Source organism: Hamadaea sp., from assembly GCF_013362815.1.
Taxonomy (GTDB): Bacteria; Actinomycetota; Actinomycetes; order Mycobacteriales; family Micromonosporaceae; genus Hamadaea.
Genome location: NZ_JABFVK010000065.1, coordinates 43,356 through 68,853 on the forward strand (window position 1 = coordinate 43,356; position 25,498 = coordinate 68,853).

Genomic DNA, 25,498 nt, shown 5'->3' on the forward strand with positions numbered 1-25,498 from the left:
TCGCCAGCATACGGCAGCGACCAGGCGATCAGGGTGCGGCGTCGGTGGGTCTTGGGGTGATCGGGTCGCACCGGCCGGTGCTGGTCAGGCTGGCCAGGTCAACCAGCTCGATCTGGGCGGCCCGCTCAGGCTGTGCCCGCAGCGCCTCGGTCAGAATCGCCTCCGCCTGCCTGTCGCCGACCACGATACGGACGGGCTTGCGCACCCGGCGGACGATGGCTTCGGCACGCTTCTCCGCCGAGATCGACGGCAGCGAATAGGTCGCCGCATAACCCGCGCCGGCTTGCCGCTGGAGGGCGGTCAAGAAGACCGACTCGCCGTAGCCGTACCGCAGGCCGGGAGCGCTATAGAAGAGCACCGTAGGCCGGTGCGGATCGATCGGGCAGGCGCGATAGATCTGCATGACAGTCTGGGCCGAGGCAGGCTGTGCGGTCTTTCCGGAGGCCTGCTGAGTCAGCCACGGGACGCCGGTCAGCGACGGCGCGCCGACGATGACCTGCCCGGCTGCGGCGACGGCCAGCACCGCGACCGCGACAGTCGCGCGTACGCCGAACCGGCCTGACAGGCGGCGTGACACAGGACCGGCCACCGCACCGATCGCGGCCACACCGAGGATCAGCACGAGGACAGTGACGTGCAGCATCTTGCCGAAGTAGTAGCCCGGCTGGCTGCCCGAGAGGCGCTGGTAGAGATAGATCATCCCAGTGGCGGCCAACGCCGTGGCCAGCGGGATCGAGTATCTCCGCCAGCCGGGCCGCCGCCGCCCGAGGATCACGCCGGCGATGATCAGCAGGGCGAGCACACCGATCTCGATCGGCCTGACGTCGCCCAGTACGCCCAAGGCGAGCTGACTCTCCCGGCCGCCCAGCAGGACGGCCGCAGCCGCCTGCGTGGCGGCGAGCCCGGCTACGAGCACCCCGGCGGCGACCGAGATCGGGACACGTCTCATCCGGCGGCGGTCCATGATCATGCCGCCGAGGGCGATCACGACGGCGATCGGCAAGAACAGGTAGTAGCTGAACCCGACGCCGATGGTCAGGGCGGCGACCAGCGTGATCTGATCGCGCACCTTGACCGCCGGGCGGGTGACGGCGACCACCAGCCCGCCGAGGAAGGCCAGACCGGCCATTTCCGCGGGATAGGTGTACACGATCGTGCGGACCAGTTCAGACCAGGCGGCGAGCCAGCCGGCAACCATGACGACCAGGCAGTACGCGCCCAAGCCGAGCTTCGGACCGGCCACCCGGCCGGCGCCCCACGTGACGACCAGCATCAACGCGAAGAAGGTCGCCAGCATCATGATCACGAGCAGGACGACCCCCTTCTCGTCGGAGCCAAGGTGAGTCGTGGCGGCCAGCAGGTTCTCCAGGATCGCCGTGACCAGGTGCCATCCTTGGGGGTAATCGGCCATACCGGGATTCAGGACGTCGCTGGTCGTCCGGGGGTGGATGAACGTGTACGCCCCCGCCACACGGATGTGATCGACCAGGCTGGCGTGGCGGGACGAGTCCTCTCCGCCCATCATCGCGGCGAGGACTCCGGTGAAGTCGGCCGCCCGGAGATAGGGCATCGCCACCAGGATGGTTATCACCAGTGCGGCTCCGACGGGAGCGGCGTCGTGCAGGCTCGGACGCGGCAGCCGGATCCGACGGCCGGAGAGCACGGCGGTGAGCACGATGGCGGTGAGTGCCACTCCGGCCACTGGCGCAGGGTCCAGCCCCCACGGCCACACCGAGAAACCCAGTCCGGCCGCCATCGTGCAGCCCGCGGTTACGAAGGCGCCCGCGACCAGCCGATCCAGTAACCGCTCCCCGACGCGCACCAGCCCGGCGACACCCAGCCAGACGAATGGGATCAGTAGCCACGCCAGCTGGAGCGCGACGAAGGCGAACGCCGCGGCCCAGACGATGACGAGCAGAGTGCAGATCTTGACCCACCGAGGCATGGCTTTCCGTTTCCGAGGCGAGGGGAACGCAAAGTAACGGCGGCATACCCTACCGGACGGTGCGCGGAGGTCAGGTTACCAGCCCGGACCCTGCTCACCCGGCCCTCGCCAGGCACCGGCGTCAGTGCGCATGCGCCTGCCGCAGGCCCCCCACGGGAGTCAGCGGAAGCAGCTTCCGGCCGGTCGGGCCGATCTGGATCTCGGTGTCCATCGCCGGGCACACGCCGCAGTCGAAGCACGGCGTCCACCGGCAGTCGTCCTGCTCGTACTCCCGCAGCGAGTCCTGCCAGTCCTGCCACAGCCAGTCCTTGTCCAGCCCGGAGTCCAGGTGGTCCCAGGGCAGGACCTCCAGCTCGTCGCGCTCCCGGGTGGTGAACCAGTCCAGGTCGACCCCGTACGCCGGCAGCACCTCCGCAGCGGAGTCCACCCAGCGCCGGTAGTCGAAGTGCTCGCTCCAGCCGTCGAAGCGGCCGCCGGACTCCCACACGCGCCGGATGACCGCGCCGACGCGGCGGTCGCCCCGGGCGAGCAGCCCTTCGATCAGGGACGGCTCGCCGTCGTGATACCGCAGGCCGATCGCCCGGCCGACCGACTTGTCGGCGTTGACCGCCTGCTTCAGCTGGCGCAGCCGGTCGTCGATCACCTCGGGGCGCTCCATGGGAGCCCACTGGAACGGAGTGTGCGGCTTCGGCACGAATCCGCCGATGGACACGGTGCACCGGATGTCCCGGGTCCCGGTGGCGGCCCGGCCGGCCTTGATCACCTCGTGCGCGAGCCGGGCGATCTGGAGCACGTCCTCGTCGGTCTCGGTGGGCAGCCCGCACATGAAGTACAGCTTCACCTGCCGCCACCCGTTGGTGTACGCGGTGACGACCGTCCGGATGAGGTCCTCTTCGGTGACCATCTTGTTGATGACCTTGCGCATCCGCTCCGAACCGCCTTCGGGAGCGAACGTCAGACCGGTACGCCGCCCGTTGCGCGACAGTTCCTTGGCCAGGTCGACGTTGAACGCGTCCACCCGGGTCGACGGCAGCGAAAGCGAGACGTTGGTGCCCTCGTACTGGTCGGCCAGGCCGGAGCAGATGTCACCGATCTCGCTGTGATCGGCGCTGGACAGCGACAGCAGGCCGACCTCGTGGAAGCCGGAGAACTCCAGGCCCTCCTTGACCATCTGCCCGACCGTGGTGATCGAACGCTCCCGGACCGGCCGGGTGATCATGCCCGCCTGGCAGAACCGGCAGCCGCGCGTACACCCGCGGAAGATCTCCACGGCGAACCGCTCGTGCACCGTTTCGGCCAACGGGACCAGCGGCTTCTTCGGGTAGGGCCAGGCGTCGAGGTCCATGGTCGTGCGCTTGTGCACCCGGAACGGCACGTCCGCCCGATTCGGCACCACCCGCTGGATCCGGCCGTCGGGCAGGTAGTCGACGTCGTAGAAGCGCGGGACGTAGACCGATTCGGTGCGGGCGAGCCGCAGCAGCAGCTCGTCGCGGCCACCCGGGGAGCCCTCGGTCTTCCACTGGCGCACGATCTGGGTGATCTCGAGGACGGCTTCCTCGCCGTCACCGAGGACGGCGGCGTCGACGAAGTCGGCGATCGGCTCCGGGTTGAACGCGGCGTGCCCACCGGCCACGACGACGGGGTGTGACTCGTCGCGGTCGGCCGCGTTCAGCGGAATCCCGGCCAGGTCCAGCATGGTGAGCATGTTCGTGTAGCCGAGCTCGGTGGCGAACGAGATGCCGAACACGTCGAACTCGCGGACCGGCCGGTGGGCGTCGACCGTGAACTGGGGCACGCCCCGCTCCCGCATGAGCTTCTCGAGGTCGGGCCAGACCGCGTACGTCCGCTCGGCGAGCACGTCAGGCTGCTCGTTCAACACCTCGTAGAGGATCTGGACGCCCTGATTGGGCAGCCCCACCTCGTACGCGTCCGGGTACGACAGCGCCCAGCGCACCGTGGCGGAGTCCCACTCCTTGACCGTCGCGCCGAGCTCGCCGCCGACGTATTGGATCGGCTTGGAGATCAGCGGGAGCAGCTGCTCGAGCTGCGGCCAGACGGTCGGTGCCGCGGTCAGACTGTTCGAACCCATAACAACTGAGATTACCCGGCCGCGCCGGTCAGCTCTCCACGCGCTTGGGTGCGTACCGCGGGACGTACTCCTGGCCGGTCAGCGCCTGGATGGCGGACATCACCGTGTCGGTGATCTCCCGGGCCGCCGACGAGGTGTTCTCCGCGTCGCGCCACTTGTCGACCACGATCGGCGTACCGAACTTGATCGTGACCTCGCCGCGCTTGAGCTTCGGCAGGACCTGACCGGTGGGCTGGATCTTGTCGGTGCCCAGGGAACCGACCGGAATGATCGGGACACCGGCCGCCAGCGCCAACCGCGCCACCCCGGTACGCCCCCGGTAGAGCCGGCCGTCCGGCGACCGGGTGCCCTCCGGGTAGACGCAGACCAGGCCGCCCTCCTGCAGCACCGGGATGGCCGAGTCGAACGCGCTGAGCGCCGCGCGCCCGCCCTCCCGGTTGACCGGGATCGCGCCGAGTCCGTTCATCAGGGTCCGGAAGAACAGGCCGCTCGGGCCCTTACCCGTGAAGTAGTCGGACTTCGCCCAGAACGAGACGCGCCGCGGGCTGACGACCGCGCCGAGCATGAACTCGTCGGCCACCGAGAGGTGATTGCCCGCGAAGATCGCCCCACCCGTCTCGGGGATGTTCTCCCGGCCCTCGATCTCGGGCGCCCAGCCGAGCTTGAGGAGTGGAGCGACCGTCCACTGACCCACCGTGTAAAGCACGGGCACCGCTTGCCTCCTGCGCGTCGTTCGCTCGTCCCCTCGAGACCGCCGCTGAACATACCGTAGTCAGCTGAAGCCGAAACCGCCGCCGGATCGCCTCCGCGCGTTTCTGGAACGCAGATCACAGCCGGTGTCACAAGATCAGCGGCGGATCAGGAACCCGGGTCGAATCTTGAGCCAAGATTCGACCGCGAACCCTGATCCGCCGCTGAAGGGGAACTGTCAGACGCGGGCGACCGAGACGGTCACCGCCTCACCGTCGCCGGCCTCACCGGTGAAACCGCCCTCGACCGGGCCGTACTCGACCGACGTGGCCAGCACCTCCCCGGTCACGAACTCCTCGTGCGCGCGTACCGCCGCTTCGACCGCGGGCGAGCCCGCCAGCCGCAGCGCGATGCGGTCGGAGACGTTCAGGTCGGCCTCGCGCCGCGCCTGCTGCACGGCCCGGACGACGTCTCGAGCCAGCCCCTCGGCCGCCAGCTCGGGCGAGACCTCGGTGTCGAGCAGGACCACGCCGCCCGGCACCGGAACCGCCGACTCCCCGGCCGCGGCGACCAGTTTGAGCTCGTACTCGCCCTCCGCCAGGGTCACCCCGGCCGCGACCGGTGCCCCGTCGACCAGCGACCACTCGCCCGCCTTCACCGCCTTGATGACCGACTGCACCGCTCCCCCGACGCGCGGCCCGAGAGCCCTGGGCACCACTGTGAGCACCTGCTCGCAGTGCGCCGAGACGTCCTCGGTCAGCTCCACGACCTTCACGTTCACCTCGTCGGCGACCAACTCGGTGAACGGCTCCAGCCGGTCGGCCCCCTCGGCCGCCACCGTCAGCTTCGTCAGCGGCAGGCGTACCCGCAGGCCTTGCGACTTGCGCAGGGACAACGCGGCGGAACAGACCTCGCGGACCTGGTCCATCGTGGCCACCAGCTCGTCGTCCGCGGGCAGCGCGGACGCGGCGGGCCAGTCGGCGAGATGGACCGAGCGCCCACCGGTGAGCCCGCGCCAGACCTCCTCGGCCGTGAGCGGCGCGAGTGGCGCGACGACCTTCGCCACCGTCTCCAGGACGGTGTAGAGGGTGTCGAACGCCTCCGCGTCGCCCGCCCAGAAGCGGTCCCGGCTGCGGCGGACGTACCAGTTGGTCAGCGCGTCCAGGTAGGTGCGGACCGCGACGCACGCCCTCGAGAGGTCGTACGCGTCCATCGCGGCGGTCACCTCGGCGACCAGGGAATGCGTCTTGGCCAGCACGTAGCGGTCGAGGACGTGCGTGCTCGCGGTGCTGAGCTTCGCCTGGTGTCCTGACGCGTTGGCGTAGAGCGTGAAGAAGTAGTACACGTTCCACAGCGGCAGGAGCACCTGGCGAACCGCGTCCCGGATGCCGGTCTCGGTGACCGGCATGTCCCCGCCCCGCAGCACCGGGGAGGAGACGAGCATCCAGCGCATCGCGTCGGCGCCGTACTTGTCGAACATCTCGTAGACGTCCGGGTAGTTGCGCAGGCTCTTCGACATCTTCCGGGTGTCGTCGCCCAGCAGGATGCCGTGCACCACACAACTGCGGAACGCCGGCCGGTCGAACAACGCCGTCGCCAAGACGTGCAGCGTGTAGAACCAGCCGCGGACCTGCCCGATGTACTCCACGATGAAGTCGCCTGGGTAGTGCGACTCGAACCACTCCTGGTTCTCGAATGGGTAGTGCACCTGGGCGAACGGCATCGAGCCGGACTCGAACCAGCAGTCCAGCACCTCCGGCACCCGCCGCATGGTGGACTTCCCGGTCGGGTCGTCCGGGTTCGGCCGGGTCAGCGAGTCGATGAACGGCCGGTGCAGGTCCTTGACCTCTACTCCGAAGTCTTCTTGGAGCTGGGCGAGCGAGCCGTAGACGTCGACCCGCGGGTACGCCGGGTCGTCCGACTTCCAGACGGGGATCGGCGAGCCCCAGAACCGGTTCCGGGAGATCGACCAGTCGCGGGCGTTGGCCAGCCACTTGCCGAACGAGCCGTCTTTGATGTGCCCCGGCGTCCAGTCGATCTGCTGGTTGAGCTCGACCATGCGGTCCTTGAACTGCGTCACCGCCACGAACCAGCTCGACACGGCCAGGTAGACCAGCGGCGTGTCACACCGCCAGCAGTGCGGGTAGGAGTGCGAGTACGTGTCGTGCCGCAGCACGAGCCCGCGCTCCTTCAGCTCCCGGATCACCGGCTTGTTCGTCTCGAAGACCTGCTGGCCCTCGAACGGCGGCACCAGCGACGTGAACCGGGTGTGCGCGTCCACCGTGACGATCGTCGGCACCCCGGCCGCGTTGCAGGCGTTCTGGTCGTCCTCACCGAACGCGGGCGCGAGGTGCACCACGCCCGTGCCGTCGGAGTCGCTGACGAAGTCGGCCGTCAGCACCTGGAACGCGTTCGGGCCGGCCTGCTCGACGAGGAAGTCGAACAACGGCGTGTACTTCCGGCCCCTCAGCTGCTCGCCGGTGAGCGTGCCGACGCGCTCGAAGCCCTCCAGCTCCTTGGCGTACGCCTCGACCCGGGTCGCACCGAGGATGACCTTCTCCCCTTGGGGATTGGCGAGCACGGCGTATTCCAGGTCCGGGCCGACCGCCAGAGCCAGGTTGGACGGCAGGGTCCACGGCGTGGTGGTCCACACCGCGACCTTCTCGCCCATCTCCAGCTGGAACAACACGTGGAGGGCCGGGTCCTGCCGGTCCTTGTAGACGTCGTCCATCCGGGTCTCGGTGTTGGACAACGGCGTCTCACAGCGCCAGCAGTACGCCAGCACGCGGAAGCCCTCGTACACCAGACCCTTGTCGTGCAACGACTTGAACGCCCACATGACCGATTCCATGTAGGGCAGGTCGAGCGTCTTGTAGTCGTCGGCGAAGTCGACCCAGCGGGCCTGCCGGGTGACGTACCGCTCCCACTCGTTGGTGTAGCGCAGCACGGACTCACGGCAGTACTCATTGAACTTGTCGACGCCGAGCGCGACGATCTCGGCCTTCGTCGTGATGCCGAGCTGCTTCTCGGCCTCCACCTCGGCCGGCATGCCGTGGGTGTCCCAGCCGAACCGGCGCTCGACCCGCTTGCCGCGCATCGTCTGATACCGCGGCACGACATCCTTGACGAAGCCGGTCAGCAGGTGACCGTAGTGCGGAAGGCCGTTGGCGAACGGCGGGCCGTCGTAGAAGACGTACTCGTCATCCTGCGGACGGGCCTCGATGCTGGCCTTGAAGGTCTTGTCGGCCGCCCAGTAGTCGAGCACGTTCCGCTCGACCGCCGGCAGGTCGGGGCTGGCGGGCACACCTTCTTCGTGGTTGTGCAGGGGGTACGCCATGAGTGGTCCTCTCTCGCGTACAGTCCGTCGGTCCTGTCCGCGAGGACGAACTGGGTTTGGGCCCAGCCCGCGGTACCACCTCGCTTGCCCCGTCCGCCTCGGTTCAGACTTCCTGGGCCGCTCGTTGTCGGCTGTGACGGGCCGTCCCGTCCGGTTCTACTGGGCCGTTCGGCCGTAAATGCGGCAGAACCGGCTTTTCTTCCGGAGGCTCACCGGTGATCGCCGGGTCTATGCCTGTACGCCTAGAATACCCGGCGGCGCATCTGCTTTTCAGTCAGCAACAGTCAGGCGATGGAATTGCCGTCTTCGCGTGAACCGATCTGGTGCCGGTCGCGGGGCCGAGCAATGACCGAAGGGTCGGACACGCGAACTAGAATCACCGGACGCGCTCCTGTCCCCTCACCACCCCCGGAGATCGAAATGTCCTTCCGCAGAGTGCTGAAGCGCCGGGCCGGTGCGCTACTACCAGCGACTCTGGCGGCACTGTGCGCCACGCTTGGCACGGCTGTCCCCGCAGGCTGGGCCGCACCCGCCTATACCTTGGAGGAGCGGGCACTCGCGATCAGTTCGCCGTCACTCGTCTTCATCGAGGAGCTCTACACCGGTTATCTCCGGGACAAGACGACCCATACGGCTGTCGTGGCCTCGCCGATCACGTACGCCCGCCGATGCAGCGGCTTCGTCGTGAACTCCGACGGTTTCGTCGTGACACCGGCTTCGTGCGTCAAGCTGAGCGACGAGGCCATCCGGACCGGTGCGCTCTACGAGGCGGCAGAGATCCAGATCAAGGCCGGAAAGCTTCAGCCCAACCAGGTAGACGGTTACGTGCAGGGGCACCGCCAGATCACGGAGTTCACCGGACTTTCCGCGGGAACCGAACCCGAAGCTCGCATCTTCGGGCAGATCAACGTGGCGACCGCCGGCCTGGCCGACAGCCCGGCGATCCCCGGGCAGCTGGTCGGTCTCCTGGAAAAGAATGACGTGGCCATCGTGAAGCTTCAGCAGGGCAACCTGCCGGCGGTGGAGCTACAGACCGGAGATCCCGCTAGCCAGGGAGCCGCCCTCCAGGCCCTGGGCTTCGCGACGACCGACGCCGACGCGCGCAGCGCCGCGTTCACGCCGACCTCGAAGTCGGTGCAGGTCACCGGGACAGGCAAGATCGGAGAGCTGCCATTCAGCAAGATCAACGGTGACCTCGGTCCCTATTCGAACGGCGGTATGGCCGTCGACAGCAGCGGCCGCGTCGTCGGAATGCTGAACTACGACTGGACGGCTCAGAATCCCGCGGTCCGCGCGATCACGCCAAGCTCCGCTATCGCCGAGGCACTGTCGAACGTGCAGCTCGCCAACACTCTGAGCGCCACCGACAAGCAGTATCGCGACGCCTTGGACGCGTACTTCCGCGGTGACTACAGTGCGGCGATCGCCCAGTTCGACAGCGTGATCGCGGCAGTGCCCGCCAACAAGACTGCCGCGGTATACCGGCAGCAGGCGATCGACCGTCAGAGCATCGAGGCGGATAGTTCGGCCATTCCCGTCTGGGTCTGGATCGCAGGTGCCGCGGTTGTCGTGATTCTGCTGGTCGGCATCATCGTCATGGCGATCCTGCTCGGTCGGCGCCGACGTCCGTCGGACGAGGCCGAGCTGCTCATTCCAGTTTCGCTTAACCCCTTCGCTCCGACCTCGAGCGCTCCGTTCTCCGCGCCACCCGGGCCTGGCCCCGCTGCGATCTACCCGGGTCCGCCCGGTGTGCCGGTGCCGATGCCCCCGTCGGTGAACCCCCAGCCGGAGTCGGCGAATCCCCAGTCGGCCCCGCCCGCGCAGCCCGTAGCCGCACCCGCGCAGCCCCTGCTGCCCGGACAGCATCCCGGAGGGCCGGCGTACCCTCCGGCCGTGCCCGTGCATCCTCCAGCGGTGGCCGTACAGCATCCCGCCGCTGCTCAGCAGGCGGCCGGACCGGTGCCGCCCGCGGTTGGACCCGTGCAGCACCAGCCTCAACCCGTGCAGCACCAGCCTCAGCCTGTGCAGCACCAGCCTCAACCCGTACAGCACCCCGCTGGGCCGGTGCCGCCGGTAGCGTCACCGCCTATGCAGCCGGTCCCGCAACCTGTTCCTCCGGTCATGCCGGATCCCGCCGTGGAGAGCGGCGCGGCGCAGGAGTTGTTCGTCTGGCCGGACGAGGAGGACAACCTCCCGAACCAGCGTTCGGACGGCTACGACGGGACCCGCCGGACTTGATCCGGATCAGGCCTTCTTGATGAGGGGTATGGGCCGTAACTTGTGCCCCTCCAAGAAGCGCTCGGGATCGGGGTGAAGCACTGACTCGATAATCGATCCGAAGACGTCCCGGAAGTCCGTCGTCATCTTCAGATCGCCATCGTCCAAGTCGGTCAGAGATGGCTGTACGCCATGAAGTCCGCCGGCGACGTGCGGGCCGAGGACGAACATCGGACCAGCCGTACCGTGATCGGTGCCAAAGGCCGAGTTCGCCCTCACTCGACGACCGAACTCGCTGTAGACCACAACAGTCACGCGGCGCCCGGCCTGCGTCGCGGACAGCCGCTGGACGAAGGGCGTCAGGGCCTGGTCGAGTTCCCTGAGGAGCATCTCCTGCCCGGCCCGCTCCTGGGCGTGCAGGTCGAAGCCGCCGAGGCTGACGGAGTACACCCGGGTTCGCACGCCGGCCTCCACACAGCTGGCGACGAGATTCAACTGCGCCGCGAGTGCGCTTTCGCCTCCCGTGCCGGTCGCCGGGATCTCCTGCCGAGTTCCCGTGGACGGGCGCTCGGCTCGCTCTGCCTCGCGGACCAGGCGGTCGATGTCGAGGAGATCTCTGATCCCAGCGGCAGCCCGCGCCCCGATCATCGGTTCGCCCGGGACGACCTGACCCAGGCGAGCGAGCATGTCACTGGTGATCCCAGCGGGGAGCTGGAGACCGGAGACTCCGACGCTCACCCCCGACCGTTCCGCTCCGACGAGCAGTGGAGGCAACACCGGCTCGAAGCTGACCGCCGTTTCCAGCGGCCCCTTGACGGCGTCGAGCCAACGGCCGACCCAACCGGACTTGATCGGGTGTGCCGGTGACGCCGTCTGCCATACGTCCATCGAGTGGAAATGGCTTCGGTCCGGTTGGGGATATCCCACCCCGAGGACGATCGCAAGCTGACCGTCGTCCCACAGCTTTTTCAGACCGACCAGGGCTGGATTGAGTCCCAAGGTGCCGTTCAGATCCAGAACCTGGCCCGAGGCGTACGCCAGCTCGGGCCGTGCCGACTGATAAGCGTCGTCACCGTGTGGGACGACGGTGGCCAGCCCGTCGTTGCCCCCGTAGAGCGTCACTACGACAAGCTTGTCCGGGTTGTCGCCGGGCTCCTCGGGGTCCTGCGCCTTCGCCCGATGGAGCAGGTCAGCCAAGCCGATGGCTGCGCCGAGACCGACGGCTCCCCCGCCGAGAACCCCGGAGGCGATCAGGAACTTGCGACGGGTGACGGCGTCCATCAGCTCACCATGTATTCGGGGCTCACCAGACCGAGGATCAGCCTGTGGCGGGGATTGGGCACGTCCTTCAACGCTTCGAATGTCCGGCTCGTCCAGGTCTCGACGGCCAGGACTTCGGCCAGGCCCTCGATGGACTGTGGAGCGCCGACCGCTTCGGCGAGTACGCCCGCCAGGCTCAACCGGATCTGAGTCGCACCGGTCGTCAGCCAAGCATTGCTATTGGGCCAGCCACCCACGCTCGGCGGGGCGAACGGCAGTTGTCCCAACGCCTCGAGACCGGCGACGACCATGTCCTGAGCCGGCTTCGGCAGATCCCAGAGCCGCAATCCCAGCTGTCGCATGGCGCCCACCAGCCACTCGACTGGTTGTTTGGCCATCGTCCCCGAGGTCGCCAAGAACGCCTCGTCTTCGAACATCGCCCACAGCATCGACGGTCCGTACGGAAATGCCGTCAGCATGCGGTCGAGCACGGACTGCGGAATCGGATCTATCGCCGAACCGTATCGGTACCACATCCGAGAGGCGATGAATCGTGGGCAGATCGGCTGCGACAGCAGGAAGTCGGTCAGCGACTGAGCATCGAAGTCACGTGTCACGCCGAGGATCGTCTTCGACCCGAAATCATGATCCTTGGCCGCGAAGTAGGAGCGCGCTCTGCCGTAGTCGACCTTCCACCCCGTCAGCGCGCGACCGGCATCCTTGACGTCCGCCTCGGTGTAGTTGCCAATGCCGAGGAGGAAGAGCTCCATCAGCTCCCGGCCCAGGTTCTCATTGGGCTTGGAACGGCTGTTGAGCTGACCGTCGAGCCAATGAATCAGGGCCGCGTCCGTCACCATCGTGCGGGCCATTTCCCTGAAGTCCTTTTTGCGTAACACCTGATGCTGGTTCAGCAGCAGCCGCGCGTCACGGACTTTCTTGACCGACGTCGCCCAGTGGCCGTGCCAGAAGAACGTCAGCTTCTCGAGTCCCTGATGATCGGCGACGACGAGGCGATCGATCCACCAGCGAGTGATGCGCTGAATCGAGTCCTCACGCACGACATCAGCGGCTGCCGCTTCCTTCGCGGTCGGCGGACGCTTGAAGTACGTGTACGGATCGACTGGCAACACCGGAAACGGCGCCCTGACAGCCCCGGCGTCGTCACCGGCGGGTGCCAGCAAATCGCGAAGTACGGCCGAATAGCCCGATCGCTTCCCATTCGCCAGATCCGTTGCGGTTGGCCCGAATCCGGCCCGTCGCAACAGCAACGCGACGCTGTCGGTCATGCCTTAAGAATGTAGGCCACGAAGCCGAAGCGGCGAAACCGGCAATACGAACATGCTCGCTCCATCGCCGGCATGACCGGGACCACACCGACGACGGCCATGCGGGGCAAGACTTGCCATACTCCGCAAACCGCCCAAGCGTTCCCACGGTCAGGTCAGGTCGGCCGATTGGCGTTCCCCCACTGGTCAGTTATGGTTACTGCCATTTGGCGCGAGCCATGTCGTGGCCACCGCATGCGGATGGGCCCGATTCACGGGTGGAAACAGGAGTGGAAGTGCGGTCCCTCACGGGTCAGCGCCGGGGCGACACCAGGCGAACTCATCGCGGTCGCCCATCTCGGCAGAGCTCCGCCCGGCTGGTCAGCGTCTATCGGTTGACCGCCTTCGTCGATCCCTCCGTCCGCCCATGACCCAGCCTGGAACACTCTTCCTAGCGAAGATCAGCTCGTGGTGGGATGGTTCGTTGCTTCGCGCCATGTTGCTTGAGCCACGGCAGCGTCTGACCACATTGCTGCTTGCGATATGCGTTGGCGCAGGTCCGATGGCGCTCGGCAACGACGACAAACGCATCTATGTCGGAATTGCACCGGATATCCCAACTGTCTACACGTACACCGTGGTGATCGCCGCCATCGCCCTCATCTACACGTTGCAGGCGCCAAGGCAGGATTGGCGTGGGCTGATCCCGTGGACTCCGTTCTTCGGCTGGATTCTGCTCATGTCTGTCTTCAGCTGGGGATTCTCGGCTCGGATGTCCTCGGGAATCCTTCACCTCACACTCGGTGCGGTCGTCTTCGCAATCGGAATCGCCGCGGCGAGACGGGATCCGGATGGGGCCGTTCTCCCGTGGGCCTTTGCCGCGGTGGCGTGGATCCAGCTGTTGGCCATCGCATTCGCAGCCGTCGGTCTGCCTCTTCGCCATATCACCGGACCGCAGGCTCCCGATCTCGTCGGCCGAGCGACCGGCTTGACCGCACACCCCGGCGAACTCGCCAAGGTGCTGTTTTTCTGCGCCATGTTCGCTCTCGTCCTCCCCCGCAGCACACGGAGCCAGCTGTGGGCATCACGGCTGACGCTCGGTGCGGCACTCCTGGGAATATCGCTCTCGCAGAGCCGCACCGGACTTGTCGGCGTACTTGTGTTGATCGTCGGATTCGCCGGACTGGAGGCAGTCGCTTCGGGCATTCGGCGTACGCATCTCATGATGCTGGGTGCGGCGGCGCTCCTCGGCCTGGTCTCGTTGCCATGGCTGATCGCGCGGTTCTCCGCCGATCCCACCGGCGGCGCACGGGGGCATCTCCTCGGGGTCGCCGCGCGCCTCATCAGAGACCACTGGTGGAGCGGTCTCGGCCCCAACAACTACGTCGCCCTCGGCGGAGCCATCGACAAGCTCACGTCGTCAGGAGTACCGGTACACAACGCGCTCCTACTGAGCACGGCTGAACTCGGAGTGCTCGGATCGATGGCACTGTGGTTGCCATTCGTGATGGTCGTGGTCCGGGCCGTCTCCGGGGTCATTTCGTCGAAGGGCCGCGATCCAGCAGCTCGCGTCATTCTCGCGTCGCTTCCGGGGCTCCTATTGATTCTGCTCACCGGATGGGGTTTGTTGCAGGCGCCCGTATACCTCATATTCGCTCTCGCCTTCGGCTATCTGGGTGCGCGAACGCAGCAGACCAGTGAAGAAGTGCCGAACCCACACCAGGGAGCCGCGTCCTGATGAGTGCCGAACACGTGGGAGGCTCAGGCGGCAAACGAGTCACCCTGCTGATGTCCTCCGGTTTGCTGGGTCTCTCGCAGTTGGTGGCCCGGGTCAGCACGCTGGCTGTGATGGCTCTGCTCGTCCGCGGTGCGGGTACGGAAAGCGTCGGCTACTACGGCCTCGCGACCCTGGCCGCGTCGTTGATCGCCATCGGACTCTCCTTCGGCATGCCCACCTATTTGACGAGGCAGGTACCCGCGGCCCAGGTCCGCCCCGACGAGGTCGTCCGCATCCATGGTCTACGGCTCGTAGTCCTCACCGGAGCCGCCGCGGTCGCGTATCCCGTGTTGTCTGCCATGACCCCGTCCGCCATCCACCTCGGCTTCTTCCTGTTCTTCGTAGCCAGCCTGCTGGATCAGTGGAACGAGACCGCGTGGGTACTGGTCCGCGGCACGCCGAAGGCATGGAAGGAGCCGGTCGCCAACTCGACTACCAGTCTTGTGCTGGTCGCAGCGTGCGCGGCAGACCTCTGGCTGCTGGACGGCTTGACCTTCCTGAACGCCGCCGTTTATGCCGCCGTGACTGCGGCCGTTCGGGCGGGGATCGCCGCGGCCTTGGTCTTCCGGGGCCGGCCACGACGGATCAGCGACCCGCTGCGAGTGAAGCTCCACCTCCGGCAGTCGGTCCCCTATCTCGCCTCTGACCTCCTCGGACTGATCTACTTCCGAGGCGACGTGCTGATCCTGACCACCTTCGTGGCCGCCGCCGAGGTCGGTGAGTACGTCTCCGCGACCGGGCTGATCAATCCAGCGGTTCAAGTGGCGGCCGCCATGAGTGTCGGCGCGTTGGCGTTCGCCGCGCCGAAAGCGTTCGCCGCGCACGCCGGGAGATCCGACCCGCGATCGATCTACCAATTCTTCCGGCTGACCGGGCTAGCGGCGTCCGGCGCCATCGGCCTCGGGCTGCCGATCGCCATCGCGATCCTGTTCGGCTCCAGCGGGATGCCGATTCTTCAGTTGTCGGTGATCCTCACGCTCTTCCTCTCGCTCCGTTTCGCCAACTTCGGTCTGTCGGCCATTCTCCTTGCGGAGGGCGGCGCCCCACGCCGCGTTCTAGTGCTACTGGCGAGCATCGCGGTCAGTGTTCTGCTCAACCTGATGCTCGTCCGGCCCTTCGGGGCCGAGGGCTCGGCCTGGGCCGCGATGCTGACGGAGTTCGTCGTGGCGGTCTCCCTCGTCTGGGCGAGCCGTCAGCGCAGCCTCGTCCGGCCGGTGGCGATGACGCTCGTGGTGACCGCCGGGATGGCGGCCATGACCTTTGTCGCATTACAGGCTCTGACACCCCGACTGGCCGCCGTGGTGGTGGGCCTCTGTTACTTGACCTCGGCAGCGTGGAGCTTCGTCAGGCAACGCGGCCGTCGGCACGCCCCTCGCATCCTGACGAACGCGGAGGAAGCAGCATGAAAACCGGCATCGTGGGCTGGTTTGGATCGGACAATCTCGGCGACGAGATCCTGCTCCATTCGCTCATGCACAACGTGAGCGCCGCCGCCGGGGGCAGCGAGTTCGTGGTGTTCTCGCCCAATCCCGACCGTGTCGCGCAGCTGCACGGCGTCCAGACCGCGCCGATGCCGACATTGCGAGGGGGTGGACTGGCCGACCGGACCAAGCAGACCATCGCCCTTCTCCGGGAATGTGATCTGCTGGTCTTCGGCCCAGGCACCGTTTTTCAGGAAAGGTCGCCGAACCTGCCTTGGCCAGGGACACTTCCGCTGTTCGCCCGCATCACCGGGATGGCGAAGTTCGCCCGGACGCCGGTCGCCGCGGTGGGTGTCGGCGTACGAGAGGGCGGCACCGCCTTCGGGCGGTCACTGCTGCGATCGTTCGGAACGGCCGCCCTGGCCGTCGGCACCCGGGATCGGCGTAGCGCGAACCACTTCGGCCCCAGAGCAGCCGTCATCGGCGACATGGCCTACGCCGTCGACCTGCCGGCCCCTGCCGCACCCGCGCTCCAGCCACGATTCGCGGTGTCGATGCGCCCCTTGGCCCCGGAAACTCAGAAATCGCTGACCGAGGCTCTACGCGGGTGTGCCGAGAGCCTGCAGGCCGATGGATGGGAGGGCGACTTCCTCGCCATGGCGTACGGGCGAGACGCGAACGGGGAGGACGACCGGGAAATCTACGCCGCCGACTTCGCTGCGGGCCTCGCCCTAGGCCGGAATCCTCTCGACAGCGATCAGCTCATACGTGAGTCGCTCGACTCCTGGCTCACTGGTCTCGGCGCGTATCGCGTCGTGCTGGGAACCCGCCTGCACGCCGCCCTCATGGCTGTCGCCATGGGTGTACCCACCGTCGCCATCGCGTACGAGCGGAAGGTACGCGACGCGTTCGTGGACCTCGGCTTGTCCGACTTCCTCGTCGGACCGAACTGTACGGCGCGAGACCTCCGCGATGTGGCGTTGCGTGCCGCCGCCGCTCCAGAGGTGTTCGCCGAAGCGCGTACGCGGGTGATCCATCAGGGATCGATCGCGCGTGATTTCATCGCCGCGATGGTGAAGAGGCTCCGCTGATGCGTACGCTGTTGCTGTCGCCGTTCGCGCCGCACCTTCACCACGACCATGCTGCGTCAGACACCATCGTGCAGCTCGTACCGCGACTCGCGAAACACGTCGAGCTGTTCGTGTACTCGCCGCAAACCGGGTCTGCGATAGACGCTCCCAACGATCTGGATTACACCTTGCTGCCCGCCGGCCCCCAGGGCGCTGCCGGTGTCGCCGCCCGGCTCGGGCCGAAGCCAGCCTGGCTACGCCAGGCGTGGCCTAAACAGGCCACCCGCGAGGTACACGACCTCATCAACCGCCTTCGTCCTGATGTTGTGCATGCCGAGTACCTGCAGTGCGCCGAGGCCATCGCGGGTGTGCCTCGCTCAGTGCTCGGCATCCACGACGTCACCGAGAACGTGATGCGGCAATCGCTGCTCGCGTCTTCCCTTCCGAAGAAGCCGTACCGGCTGGCCGAGCTCTGGCGTACGGCTGCTTTCGAGCGGGAGGCGATCCGCAACGCCGCCGCCGTGCTCACCCTCTCCGAGGCCGACCACTCGGTGGCGTCACGCTACAACCGCAGCGTCTTCCTGGCTCGGCCCGGAATCGAACTGGGTGAACTGGAGTGGCGACCCGCTGCAGTCGGCCCTTCCCCGGTTCTCGTCTTCGCCGGGGCGATGTGGCGCCGCGCGAACGCCCTGATCGCCCATTTCCTGGTCCACGAGGTAATGCCGGAGGTCTGGCGTCGTCATCCCCAGACGCAATTGCGGATCGTCGGCGCCCGGCCTCCGCACGATGTCATCGAGCTTGCTGCCGATCCCCGCGTGGTGGTCACCGGTGAGGTGCCGGACATCCGGACCGAGATGCTGAGCAGCACCGCCGTTCTGGCACCGTCGATCGTCGGCGGCGGAGTGCTGATGAAGGTGGTGCATGCCATGGCGCTGGGCTGCCCAGTCGTCACTTCGTCCGGTCCAGCCGCTTCCGTTCAAGGTGATGCGTCCGTCCTCTTCATCGCCGACGAAGCCGCAGATCTGGCGGCAGCGGTTTGCCAGGTCCTGTCGGATCCGGTAGCCGCAGCGGCTGTCGGCCGGGCCGGCCGCAGGCATGTGGGCGACCTGTTCCGCTGGGATGACACCGTTCGTGCGTACCTGGACGCGTATGAGATAGCGAGCCGTCAGTGAAGGTCGTCGGAATCCTCGTCAGCTACAACTCTGCCGCCGACCTTCCCCTGAGTCTGGGGAGCCTTGCGGCGCTGCCGGTGTCCGACATCGTCGTCGTGGACAACGCGTCGAGCGACGACAGCGCCGAGATCGCGCTCACTTATACGCCGCACGTCCTGCGCCTGCCCAACGTCGGGTTCGGCAAGGCGATCAACGCGGCGGTGGAGTATCTGCCGGGCGCTGACGCGTACCTGCTGATCAACCCGGACTGTGGCATCCATCTGGCGGACTTCCACAAGCTCACGGGCGCCCTGACGGCCGACCCCGCCCTTGGAGCCGTAGCGCCCCTGATGCGCTATCCAAACGGCGAGTTCGGGATCTCGGCGGGGCCCGAGATGAGCATCGCGAAGGAGTGGCTCGCCGCACTGCGCGTCGACCATCTGGTTCCGCGCCGGGCCCGCGCCGCGTTGTCGCGGTCGCGTCTCCTCCGCCGGCTCGTACCGATGCTCGCCTACCTGGACACCAAGCCAGCAGCCGCAATTCAGCACACGGCGTGGGTCTCCGGCTTCTGCATGCTCGTCCGCCGTGAGGCCTTCGAGCAGGTCGGCGGCTTCGACCCCGCCTTCTTCCTGTACTTCGAGGATGTCGACCTCTGCAAACGCATGCGAGCCTCGGGCTGGCGCGTCGGCTCGGTCGGCACCAGCGTCGCCCTGCATCGAGAGAGCACAAGCACGGGTGCGGTCGGCAAGAACCGTCTCTATAGAGACGGGATGGTCGTCTATTTCGACCGCCACGGCGCGCGGATTGAACGCGTACTGGCGAGAGCTTTGAGGAGATTCCCCCTATGAAGGTGCTGTTCGTCGCGCCGTGGATCCCGTCGAAGATCCGGCCGCGGAGTCTCGAGATACTCAACATGCTGGTCAAAGACCACGACGTCCGGTTCGTCGGGCTCGTCAGCTCGGAAGCGGAAGAGCGCGAGGCGACCGAACTACCGGTGACCAACCCCGTCCTGATCCGGCGTGATCGCTGGGGATCGATGGCGCGATGCGCTCGCGCCCTTCCGACCCGCACGGCGCTGCAACAGGCCTACGCTCAGGTTCCCGGACTCTCAGCGGCTGTACGCGAGCAGATCCGAGACTGGCGGCCGGACGTCGTGCACCTCAACGTTTTCCGCACCGTTCACCTGGTCGAGGAGTGCGCTCCGACGCCGGTCATCATCGACCTCGACGAGTTCCGGAGCGAGTACTACGAGCAAGTGGCTCGAACCGCGAAGTTCCCTTGGCATCTCGTGGGCCGGATCGAAGGTCCACGCATGAAGGCGCGCGAGGACCGGCTGGTCGAGATGGGCGTACCGATAATGCTTTCCGCTCCCGATGAGCCCGGTGCGGAGCGCCCGGGAACGTACGTCGTACGGAGTGCGTACGATTTCCCGCTCACACGTCACGCGGAGCCGACGGAGCCGATCGTCCTCTTCGTCGGACGACTCACATACGAGGCGAACGTGCACGGTCTCATGTGGTTCATCGAGCAGTGCTGGCCGGGCATTCGTACGCGCGTACCGAACGCGAAGTTGCGAATCGTGGGCACCGAACCGCCCCGCGAGGTGCTCGAGGCCGCCACCAACGGTGTCGAGGTCTTCGCGAACGTGCCGGATGTCGATCCATACTATCTGGAGGCATCCGCTGCGATTGTGCCGATTCATCGAGGAACCGGCGTCCAGATGAAGCTCATCCAGGCGCTCGCCGCCGGAGTGCCAACCGTCGCGACTTCCGCCGTGACTCGGCGGGCAGGCGTACGCCACGGTCACGATGTGCTCGTCTCCGATGATCCCGACGGCTGGATCGACGCGGTCACTACGCTACTGACCAACCCCGAAGCGGCACAGCGACTTGCCGCAGCCGGTCGCGAGTGGGCGGTGGGCAGCCACAGCACGGAGGCAGTTCGACGCCAATTGGCCGATGCGTACGCGGCGGTCGGACCGCCCAAGGACGATCTGTTCCCCGATTCCTCCGAATAATCCGATACATCCCGGCTATCCGGCAGATCTCAGTTCGAGGACAAGCTCGTTCCTGGCCTGATCGGCGATAGCGCGGTCAGCCAGGAGGACATAGCATTCTGCGGTCGCGGTCAGAAACATCGAGCTATTCAGATAAAAACGGGGAACTGAAATGAACGACGCCGGTCTATCATCGTTGACGGACGACGGCTACGACCCATCGATCATCCCGTCGGCGGTCTTCGCTCGGCCAGAATCGGAATACGGTGACGAGTCACCGTTCGACTACAGCTACCAGCACTCGGCGACGGATGACCCACCGGACCGGATGTATTTTGACGTGCCACAGCAGCGGAACCAGGAAAGCGTGCCGGCACCGCGGATCCCCGAAGACAGCGGGCAGGTGACGCCGCCACCCGAGCCATCTGCGGCGACGATCGTCTTGCCCTATGTCGGTTCGCGCGCGTCGCGGCGTACGCGACTCCTGCGCGCTTGGATGATCACACTTCCCGTGGATGTCCTAGCGCTGCTGACGCCACTTCTGATGACCGTGCAGTACTGGAAGGGCACGCTGTTCACGGCTCTGCTGACCGTTCTGATCTTCGCGGTAGGTGGCCTCTACCGCGGCCGGCGGCATATGAGCATTCTCGATGAGTTACCGGCGCTGGCGGGCCGGCTCCTCGCCGCGGCTGCCATTGTCGCGATCATCGCGGCGGAGCGTCACGAGTCGGTCGAGTATGTCGCGGGGTTCATGCGCGCTATCGCGATCTCCTCCGTCGCGGTCCTCATCGGCCGCGCCATCACCCGCGCCATCGTGGTGACTTCTCGTCGGCGTCGGCTGGTTGAGCACGGCGCCATCGTCCTCGGCGGTGGTCCCGTCGCAACCGAGCTTGCTCGCCTCCTGCGTCGCTATCCCGAATACGGCCTCCGGTTCTGCGGATTCATCGATGTCGCCGGAGCCCCGCACGAGACCAGGGATCTCATGCCGCTGATCGGTCATCTCGACCAGTTGGAAAAAATGATCGAGGCGACGGAGTGCGATGTACTGATCGTGGCGGACATCAACTGCCCGGAGGAGGAACTCCTGGAGGTGATCCGCCTCCCCGCCGCCATGCGCTGCGATCTCTGGGTGGTGCCCCGGCTGCGTACCTTCAACACTCACGGCGGAATCCCGGATCACATCGGCGCCATTCCGGTTTCGCACATGCGGCGGCCGGAGCTATCCGGGGCGAAGTGGGCCGTCAAGCGTACGACCGACATCATCCTGTCGGGCACCGCCCTCCTGCTCTTGAGCCCGATCCTGCTGTTGTGCGCGATTGCCACCCGAATCGAGGGCGGTCGCGGAGTCTTCTTCCGCCAGCAGCGCATCGGCCGCTACGGCGTAACGTTCGAGGTCATCAAGTTCCGATCGATGCGGCCGCGTGACGACAACGAGTCTCAGACAAACTGGTCGGTAGCCGATGATCCGCGGGTGGGCCCGGTCGGTCGCTTCATGAGACGCACTTCGCTCGACGAGCTTCCACAGCTTTGGAACATCCTGCGGGGAGACATGACCATTGTTGGCCCCCGCCCGGAGCGACCCTTCTTCGTGGAGAAGTTCTCCGCCGAGCACCCTGGCTACGATCTGCGACACCGCGTGCCGGTGGGTCTCACCGGTCTCGCTCAGGTGAGTGGTCTGCGTGGGGATACGCCGATCTCCGACCGGGCTCGATTTGACAACTACTACATCGAGAACTGGTCGCTCTGGCTGGACGTAAAGGTCGTTCTGCGGACAGTTGCGGAGGTCTTCCGGGGTGGCGGACGGTGAGTCTCGTCCGTCCAGCGGAAACGCGGCCTGCTGAGCGCTCGGCAGCTATCCGGCAGCCCGCGAAGTGAGCCGATTGGAAACGGTCGGCACGATCGACGCCGAACCATGGCTTCTCCAGAGTCGGCCGCACGGCAGGCGGCGACCTGACATACAGGGCCTCCGGATGATCGCTGTCGCCGCGGTCATCGGCGACCACCTGCTCGCTTATCCCCGCGGGGGTTTCGTGGGCGTGGACGTCTTCTTCGTGATCTCGGGCTATCTGATCACGTCCCTGCTGCTGCGCGAGTACGGCCAAACCGGACGTATCTCGCTTCGCGGGTTCTACATCAGGCGGGCCAAGCGAATCCTTCCGGCGGCGATCCTCGTTCTCGGGACGACGCTGGCTTTCGGGCGGATGCTGTTCGACGAGTCTCGATTCCGCGACATGTCCGTGGATGTCGTCGCCGCCGCCGTCTTCGGCGCGAACTGGCGCTTCGCCGCAGTCGGCGCGGACTACTTCCAGCAAGGGCTCCGACCGTCACCGGTCCAGCATTTCTGGTCCCTTGCCGTGGAGGAGCAGTTCTACCTGCTCTGGCCGGCTCTTCTGCTCGCCGTACTGACGCTATCGATCAGGTATGCGCGCCGTAACGCGGACGCCCGTCTCACCGCGGCGCTGGCCGCCGTAGGCGGCCTCACCGCCATTTCGTTCTGTTGGTCGGTCTTCGAGACCGCGACAGGACCGACTGTCGCATACTTCTCCACCTTCTCCCGCGCATGGGAACTCGGCGTCGGGGCCTGCGTCGCGCTTCTCCGCCTTCGCGGGAGAAGGTGGTCGGCACGCACCAGTACGGCGCTCGCATGGCTCGGCCTGGCCACGGTGGCGATCTCGATCTTCTCGCTCCGCGCCGACGTCGCCTTCCCCGGCCCCTGGGCGTTGGCACCAGTTGCCGGAGCGGCCCTGGTCATCGGTGCTGAGCGGAGCTCGTCCACCGCACCGAAATACCTGTGGCCCCTCACAAATCGAGTCAGCCAATACCTCGGTGACATCTCCTACTCCCTCTACCTCTGGCACTTTCCGGTCGTGATATTCCTGCCGACCCTCGTGGCCACTGAGGGCCTGCTGTACCCGGTGCTCTCGATCGGCCTGGTTTCCCTCCTCGCGGTCGTCTCCTACCATTTCGTCGAAGACCCGCTACGAAACGCCCCTTGGCCCTGGTGGTCGCCTGGCAAGATGCGGATCGGGCGACCGCAGCCGGCATTGGCGCTCGGGCTCGGTTCTCTGCTGCTTGTGAGCGGCGTCGCAGTCATTCAGGGCCCGCCGCAAGTCGTTCGCCCGCCGAGCAGTCCTACCGAGTGTTTCGGGGCTGCGGCACTGGACCCCGCGCTTGTCTGCCCGCTCAGCCAGGGGAACTACGTCCTGCCCGCTCCGGCGGATCTCGTCGATGACACAGCCGGCGCGTTCGACTGCTGGATCGCCGAGGGGGAACGGATGAAGCGGTGCGCCTACGGGGATCCATCGGCGAAGACTCGAGTGGCAATCGTCGGCGACAGTCATGCCGCCATGCTGCTACCTGGGCTGAAATCCCAGCTCAAAACGCGGGGATGGCGTCTGGACGCCTATGTCGGCTGGGGTTGCCAGTGGATGCGAACCGGCACTGGAAGCACCTGTGACGGCGCCATGCGAGACATCCAGAAGGCGCTCATGACGGGCAAGGCCTACGACGTAGTTCTAGTGACGGCGGCCCGGCAGCGAACTGCTCAGGACAAGTCGTGGGTTTCCCAGATGTACGCCGACGCATGGCGGCCGGTGGCCGAACGTGGAAGCAAGATCGTCGTCGTCGCGGACAGCCCCGCAGTCGACCAGTCCGCGCTTGACTGCGTTCTACGTATCGGATTCTCGCCTGCCAAGGACGACTGTTCGACCCCCGTGTCGCACGCCTTCAGCGAGACAGATCCGCTCCTGGGCGCGGCTCGTCTGGTCGACGGAACTGCCGTCGTCGACCTCAGATCCTTCTACTGCAAGAGTTCACGTTGTCCGGCTGTGATCGGCAACGTCATCGTCTACCGCGACACCGTCGGCCATATCACCTCGACGTTCAGCCGTACGCTCGGCCCGTACCTCGTCGATGCGGTCGCCCGTGCCGCGGGACTGGCAGTGAGTGTCAAGCCTTAGCCAGCCAGGTCGGATTCTCCGCGAGGAAGTCTTCAAGCGTGTCAGATTTGGCTGCCGCGAACATCTTCAGGCTCTTGGCGGTCAAGTACTGGCACGACGACTTGTCGGGACACTTGACCGACGCGTATTCGCCGCCGTTCGTCCGCACCATCTGGATGCCGTCCGTGCCGATTCCCTTCAGGAGGAAGATCCAGTCCGTGAGGTGAGCCGCGCCGGGGTCGAAAGTCAGTGTCTTTCCGGCTGCGGACATGACTCGGTTCAGCTTGCCGACGTCCGTCATTCCCTGGCTCATGGCTTCCTTGGCCACTGCCTTGAGGAACTGCTGCTGGTGCCGCTGGCGGTCGTAGTCACCGCCGGAGGTGTGTCGCTGACGGACATAGTCGAGCGCCTGCCACGGCTCTAGATGGCGGCAGCCCGGTTGATAAGTCATCGCCGGCACGCCCGAGGGCAGCTCGTTGCCTTTGACGTCACGGTGAATGGAGGTGACTTTCTGGTCGATGCACATGTTGACCCCGCCGAGGGCCTCTACGACTGATTGGAAGCCGGCGAAGTTCACGATCGCGCCGGCGTTGAAAGTGATGCCCGTCACCTTTGAAACCGTGTTCGCAAGCAGCTCGAACCCGCCGGTCCGGCCGCCGCCGTTGTCGCTTCCGTGCTGGAAAGCCGCGTTGATCTTCTCTTTGCGGCCACCGAACTTGGTCTTGGGGAACGCCGGAATGTCCGCGAGTGTGTCTCGCGGCACCGACAGGAAGTAGGCCTTGTCGTGAGCAGCGTTGATGTGGAAGACGATGATGGTGTCCGCACGAGTGCCCTCCGGGTCGTCACTCACCGTCCGCTCGTCCACGCCGATCAGGAGCAAATTCAGAGGGCCCTGCAGAACAGGCCCCTTCTCCGTCGGAGTGGCGACCGAGTCGCCCAGCATGCTCTCCTGGTCTACCGCGTCGTCGACCTTCCCAAGCATGACGTTCACCGTGGCGGCAACACCACCACTCGCGACCATCAGCAACGCGCCCAGAACCACGACGAGCTTGGCCCACAACGGGCTCTTGACCTTCTTGGCCACCTTGCTGGACGACAATTGATCATCCGCCAGATCCCGGCGATGGGGCTCTAAGCGCCGGCGACCGCCGGACCGGCGATCATCGGTGTTCATTCGCACGGTTTTCCGCCCATCTCATCGCCGCCCCCGGTTTGGCAGCGCCCGTCGACCTCCGGGTTCTTCGTACCGTACTAGCCCGAGGCGACAGCACGCAGCCCGGCGATGCCTGTGCAATACGCATACTTGGGCAAATCACAGCATCTATTCCCCGAGCGATTCTCG

16 protein-coding genes are annotated in these 25,498 nt (G+C 66.5%); 9 read left to right on the forward strand and 7 right to left on the reverse strand.

The features are described from left to right. Positions 1-28: 28 nt before the first annotated feature. From HOV77_RS26955 to ileS, 4 genes are all read right to left on the reverse strand, one after another. Positions 29-1,945 (reverse strand): hypothetical protein, encoded by a 1,917-nt coding sequence (locus HOV77_RS26955; RefSeq protein ID WP_290866425.1) that lies wholly within the window; start codon positions 1,943-1,945, stop codon positions 29-31. Positions 1,946-2,066: 121 nt separating this feature from the next. After that, entirely contained in the window at positions 2,067-4,034 is a 1,968-nt protein-coding gene (locus HOV77_RS26960; RefSeq protein WP_290866426.1) for a TIGR03960 family B12-binding radical SAM protein, read from the reverse strand. A 28-nt stretch (positions 4,035-4,062) separates the two neighbouring features. Further along, positions 4,063-4,746, reverse strand: a complete 684-nt coding sequence (locus HOV77_RS26965; RefSeq protein WP_290866427.1) for a lysophospholipid acyltransferase family protein — start codon at positions 4,744-4,746, stop codon at positions 4,063-4,065. A gap of 216 nt (positions 4,747-4,962) precedes the next feature. Further along, positions 4,963-8,061, reverse strand: coding sequence for an isoleucine--tRNA ligase (gene ileS, locus HOV77_RS26970; protein WP_290866428.1), 3,099 nt, complete (start codon positions 8,059-8,061; stop codon positions 4,963-4,965). Between the two features lie 420 nt (positions 8,062-8,481). On the opposite strand from ileS, the gene HOV77_RS26975 reads away from it, so the two are divergent. After that, positions 8,482-10,299: a trypsin-like peptidase domain-containing protein gene (locus HOV77_RS26975; protein WP_290866429.1), complete on the forward strand. Its 1,818-nt coding sequence runs from the start codon at positions 8,482-8,484 to the stop codon at positions 10,297-10,299. A gap of 6 nt (positions 10,300-10,305) precedes the next feature. Here HOV77_RS26975 and HOV77_RS26980 read toward each other — a convergent pair whose 3' ends face one another. Beyond that, positions 10,306-11,559 carry a DUF1501 domain-containing protein gene (locus HOV77_RS26980; RefSeq protein ID WP_290866431.1) on the reverse strand — a complete coding sequence of 418 codons (1,254 nt, stop codon included), beginning with the start codon at positions 11,557-11,559 and terminating at the stop codon, positions 10,306-10,308. Further along, a complete protein-coding gene (locus HOV77_RS26985; RefSeq protein WP_290866433.1) occupies positions 11,559-12,824 on the reverse strand; it encodes a DUF1800 family protein in 1,266 nt (421 codons plus the stop codon). Before HOV77_RS26985 ends, HOV77_RS26980 begins: the two co-directional genes overlap by 1 nt. A 406-nt stretch (positions 12,825-13,230) precedes the next feature. On the opposite strand from HOV77_RS26985, the gene HOV77_RS26990 reads away from it, so the two are divergent. From HOV77_RS26990 to HOV77_RS27025, 8 genes are all read left to right on the forward strand, one after another. Beyond that, positions 13,231-14,541 carry a hypothetical protein gene (locus HOV77_RS26990; RefSeq protein WP_290866435.1) on the forward strand — a complete coding sequence of 437 codons (1,311 nt, stop codon included), beginning with the start codon at positions 13,231-13,233 and terminating at the stop codon, positions 14,539-14,541. Beyond that, positions 14,541-15,986: an oligosaccharide flippase family protein gene (locus HOV77_RS26995; protein WP_290866437.1), complete on the forward strand. Its 1,446-nt coding sequence runs from the start codon at positions 14,541-14,543 to the stop codon at positions 15,984-15,986. Before HOV77_RS26990 ends, HOV77_RS26995 begins: the two co-directional genes overlap by 1 nt. Next, the gene (locus tag HOV77_RS27000; RefSeq protein ID WP_290866439.1) at positions 15,983-17,092 is read left to right on the forward strand and encodes a polysaccharide pyruvyl transferase family protein; all 1,110 of its coding nucleotides are present in this window, start codon (positions 15,983-15,985) and stop codon (positions 17,090-17,092) included. The genes HOV77_RS26995 and HOV77_RS27000 overlap by 4 nt, the downstream gene beginning before the upstream one ends. Beyond that, positions 17,092-18,243, forward strand: coding sequence for a glycosyltransferase (locus HOV77_RS27005; RefSeq protein WP_290866441.1), 1,152 nt, complete (start codon positions 17,092-17,094; stop codon positions 18,241-18,243). The genes HOV77_RS27000 and HOV77_RS27005 overlap by 1 nt, the downstream gene beginning before the upstream one ends. Next, positions 18,240-19,070: a glycosyltransferase gene (locus tag HOV77_RS27010; protein ID WP_290866444.1), complete on the forward strand. Its 831-nt coding sequence runs from the start codon at positions 18,240-18,242 to the stop codon at positions 19,068-19,070. The genes HOV77_RS27005 and HOV77_RS27010 overlap by 4 nt, the downstream gene beginning before the upstream one ends. Further along, positions 19,067-20,239: a glycosyltransferase family 4 protein gene (locus tag HOV77_RS27015; protein WP_290866445.1), complete on the forward strand. Its 1,173-nt coding sequence runs from the start codon at positions 19,067-19,069 to the stop codon at positions 20,237-20,239. Before HOV77_RS27010 ends, HOV77_RS27015 begins: the two co-directional genes overlap by 4 nt. Before the next feature lie 151 nt (positions 20,240-20,390). Next, the gene (locus HOV77_RS27020) at positions 20,391-22,025 is read left to right on the forward strand and encodes a sugar transferase (protein ID WP_290866447.1); all 1,635 of its coding nucleotides are present in this window, start codon (positions 20,391-20,393) and stop codon (positions 22,023-22,025) included. Positions 22,026-22,089: 64 nt separating this feature from the next. Beyond that, the gene (locus HOV77_RS27025; RefSeq protein ID WP_290866449.1) at positions 22,090-24,177 is read left to right on the forward strand and encodes an acyltransferase family protein; all 2,088 of its coding nucleotides are present in this window, start codon (positions 22,090-22,092) and stop codon (positions 24,175-24,177) included. On the opposite strand, the gene HOV77_RS27030 is transcribed toward HOV77_RS27025, so the two are convergent. Further along, a complete protein-coding gene (locus HOV77_RS27030) occupies positions 24,167-25,330 on the reverse strand; it encodes an LCP family protein (RefSeq protein ID WP_290866472.1) in 1,164 nt (387 codons plus the stop codon). The genes HOV77_RS27025 and HOV77_RS27030 overlap by 11 nt on opposite strands. Between the last annotated feature and the right edge of the window lie 168 nt (positions 25,331-25,498).

Bases quoted from the DNA above. Each gene is read 5' to 3' on its own strand.
- HOV77_RS26955 (WP_290866425.1), bottom strand. From the start codon at position 1,945: ATGCCTCGGTGGGTCAAGATCTGCACTCTGCTCGTCATCGTCTGGGCC.
- HOV77_RS26960 (WP_290866426.1), bottom strand. From the start codon at position 4,034: ATGGGTTCGAACAGTCTGACCGCGGCACCGACCGTCTGGCCGCAGCTC.
- ileS (WP_290866428.1), bottom strand. From the start codon at position 8,061: ATGGCGTACCCCCTGCACAACCACGAAGAAGGTGTGCCCGCCAGCCCC.
- HOV77_RS26975 (WP_290866429.1), top strand. From the start codon at position 8,482: ATGTCCTTCCGCAGAGTGCTGAAGCGCCGGGCCGGTGCGCTACTACCA.
- HOV77_RS26980 (WP_290866431.1), bottom strand. From the start codon at position 11,559: ATGGACGCCGTCACCCGTCGCAAGTTCCTGATCGCCTCCGGGGTTCTC.
- HOV77_RS26985 (WP_290866433.1), bottom strand. From the start codon at position 12,824: ATGACCGACAGCGTCGCGTTGCTGTTGCGACGGGCCGGATTCGGGCCA.
- HOV77_RS26990 (WP_290866435.1), top strand. From the start codon at position 13,231: ATGACCCAGCCTGGAACACTCTTCCTAGCGAAGATCAGCTCGTGGTGG.
- HOV77_RS26995 (WP_290866437.1), top strand. From the start codon at position 14,541: ATGAGTGCCGAACACGTGGGAGGCTCAGGCGGCAAACGAGTCACCCTG.
- HOV77_RS27000 (WP_290866439.1), top strand. From the start codon at position 15,983: ATGAAAACCGGCATCGTGGGCTGGTTTGGATCGGACAATCTCGGCGAC.
- HOV77_RS27005 (WP_290866441.1), top strand. From the start codon at position 17,092: ATGCGTACGCTGTTGCTGTCGCCGTTCGCGCCGCACCTTCACCACGAC.
- HOV77_RS27015 (WP_290866445.1), top strand. From the start codon at position 19,067: ATGAAGGTGCTGTTCGTCGCGCCGTGGATCCCGTCGAAGATCCGGCCG.
- HOV77_RS27020 (WP_290866447.1), top strand. From the start codon at position 20,391: ATGAACGACGCCGGTCTATCATCGTTGACGGACGACGGCTACGACCCA.
- HOV77_RS27030 (WP_290866472.1), bottom strand. From the start codon at position 25,330: ATGAACACCGATGATCGCCGGTCCGGCGGTCGCCGGCGCTTAGAGCCC.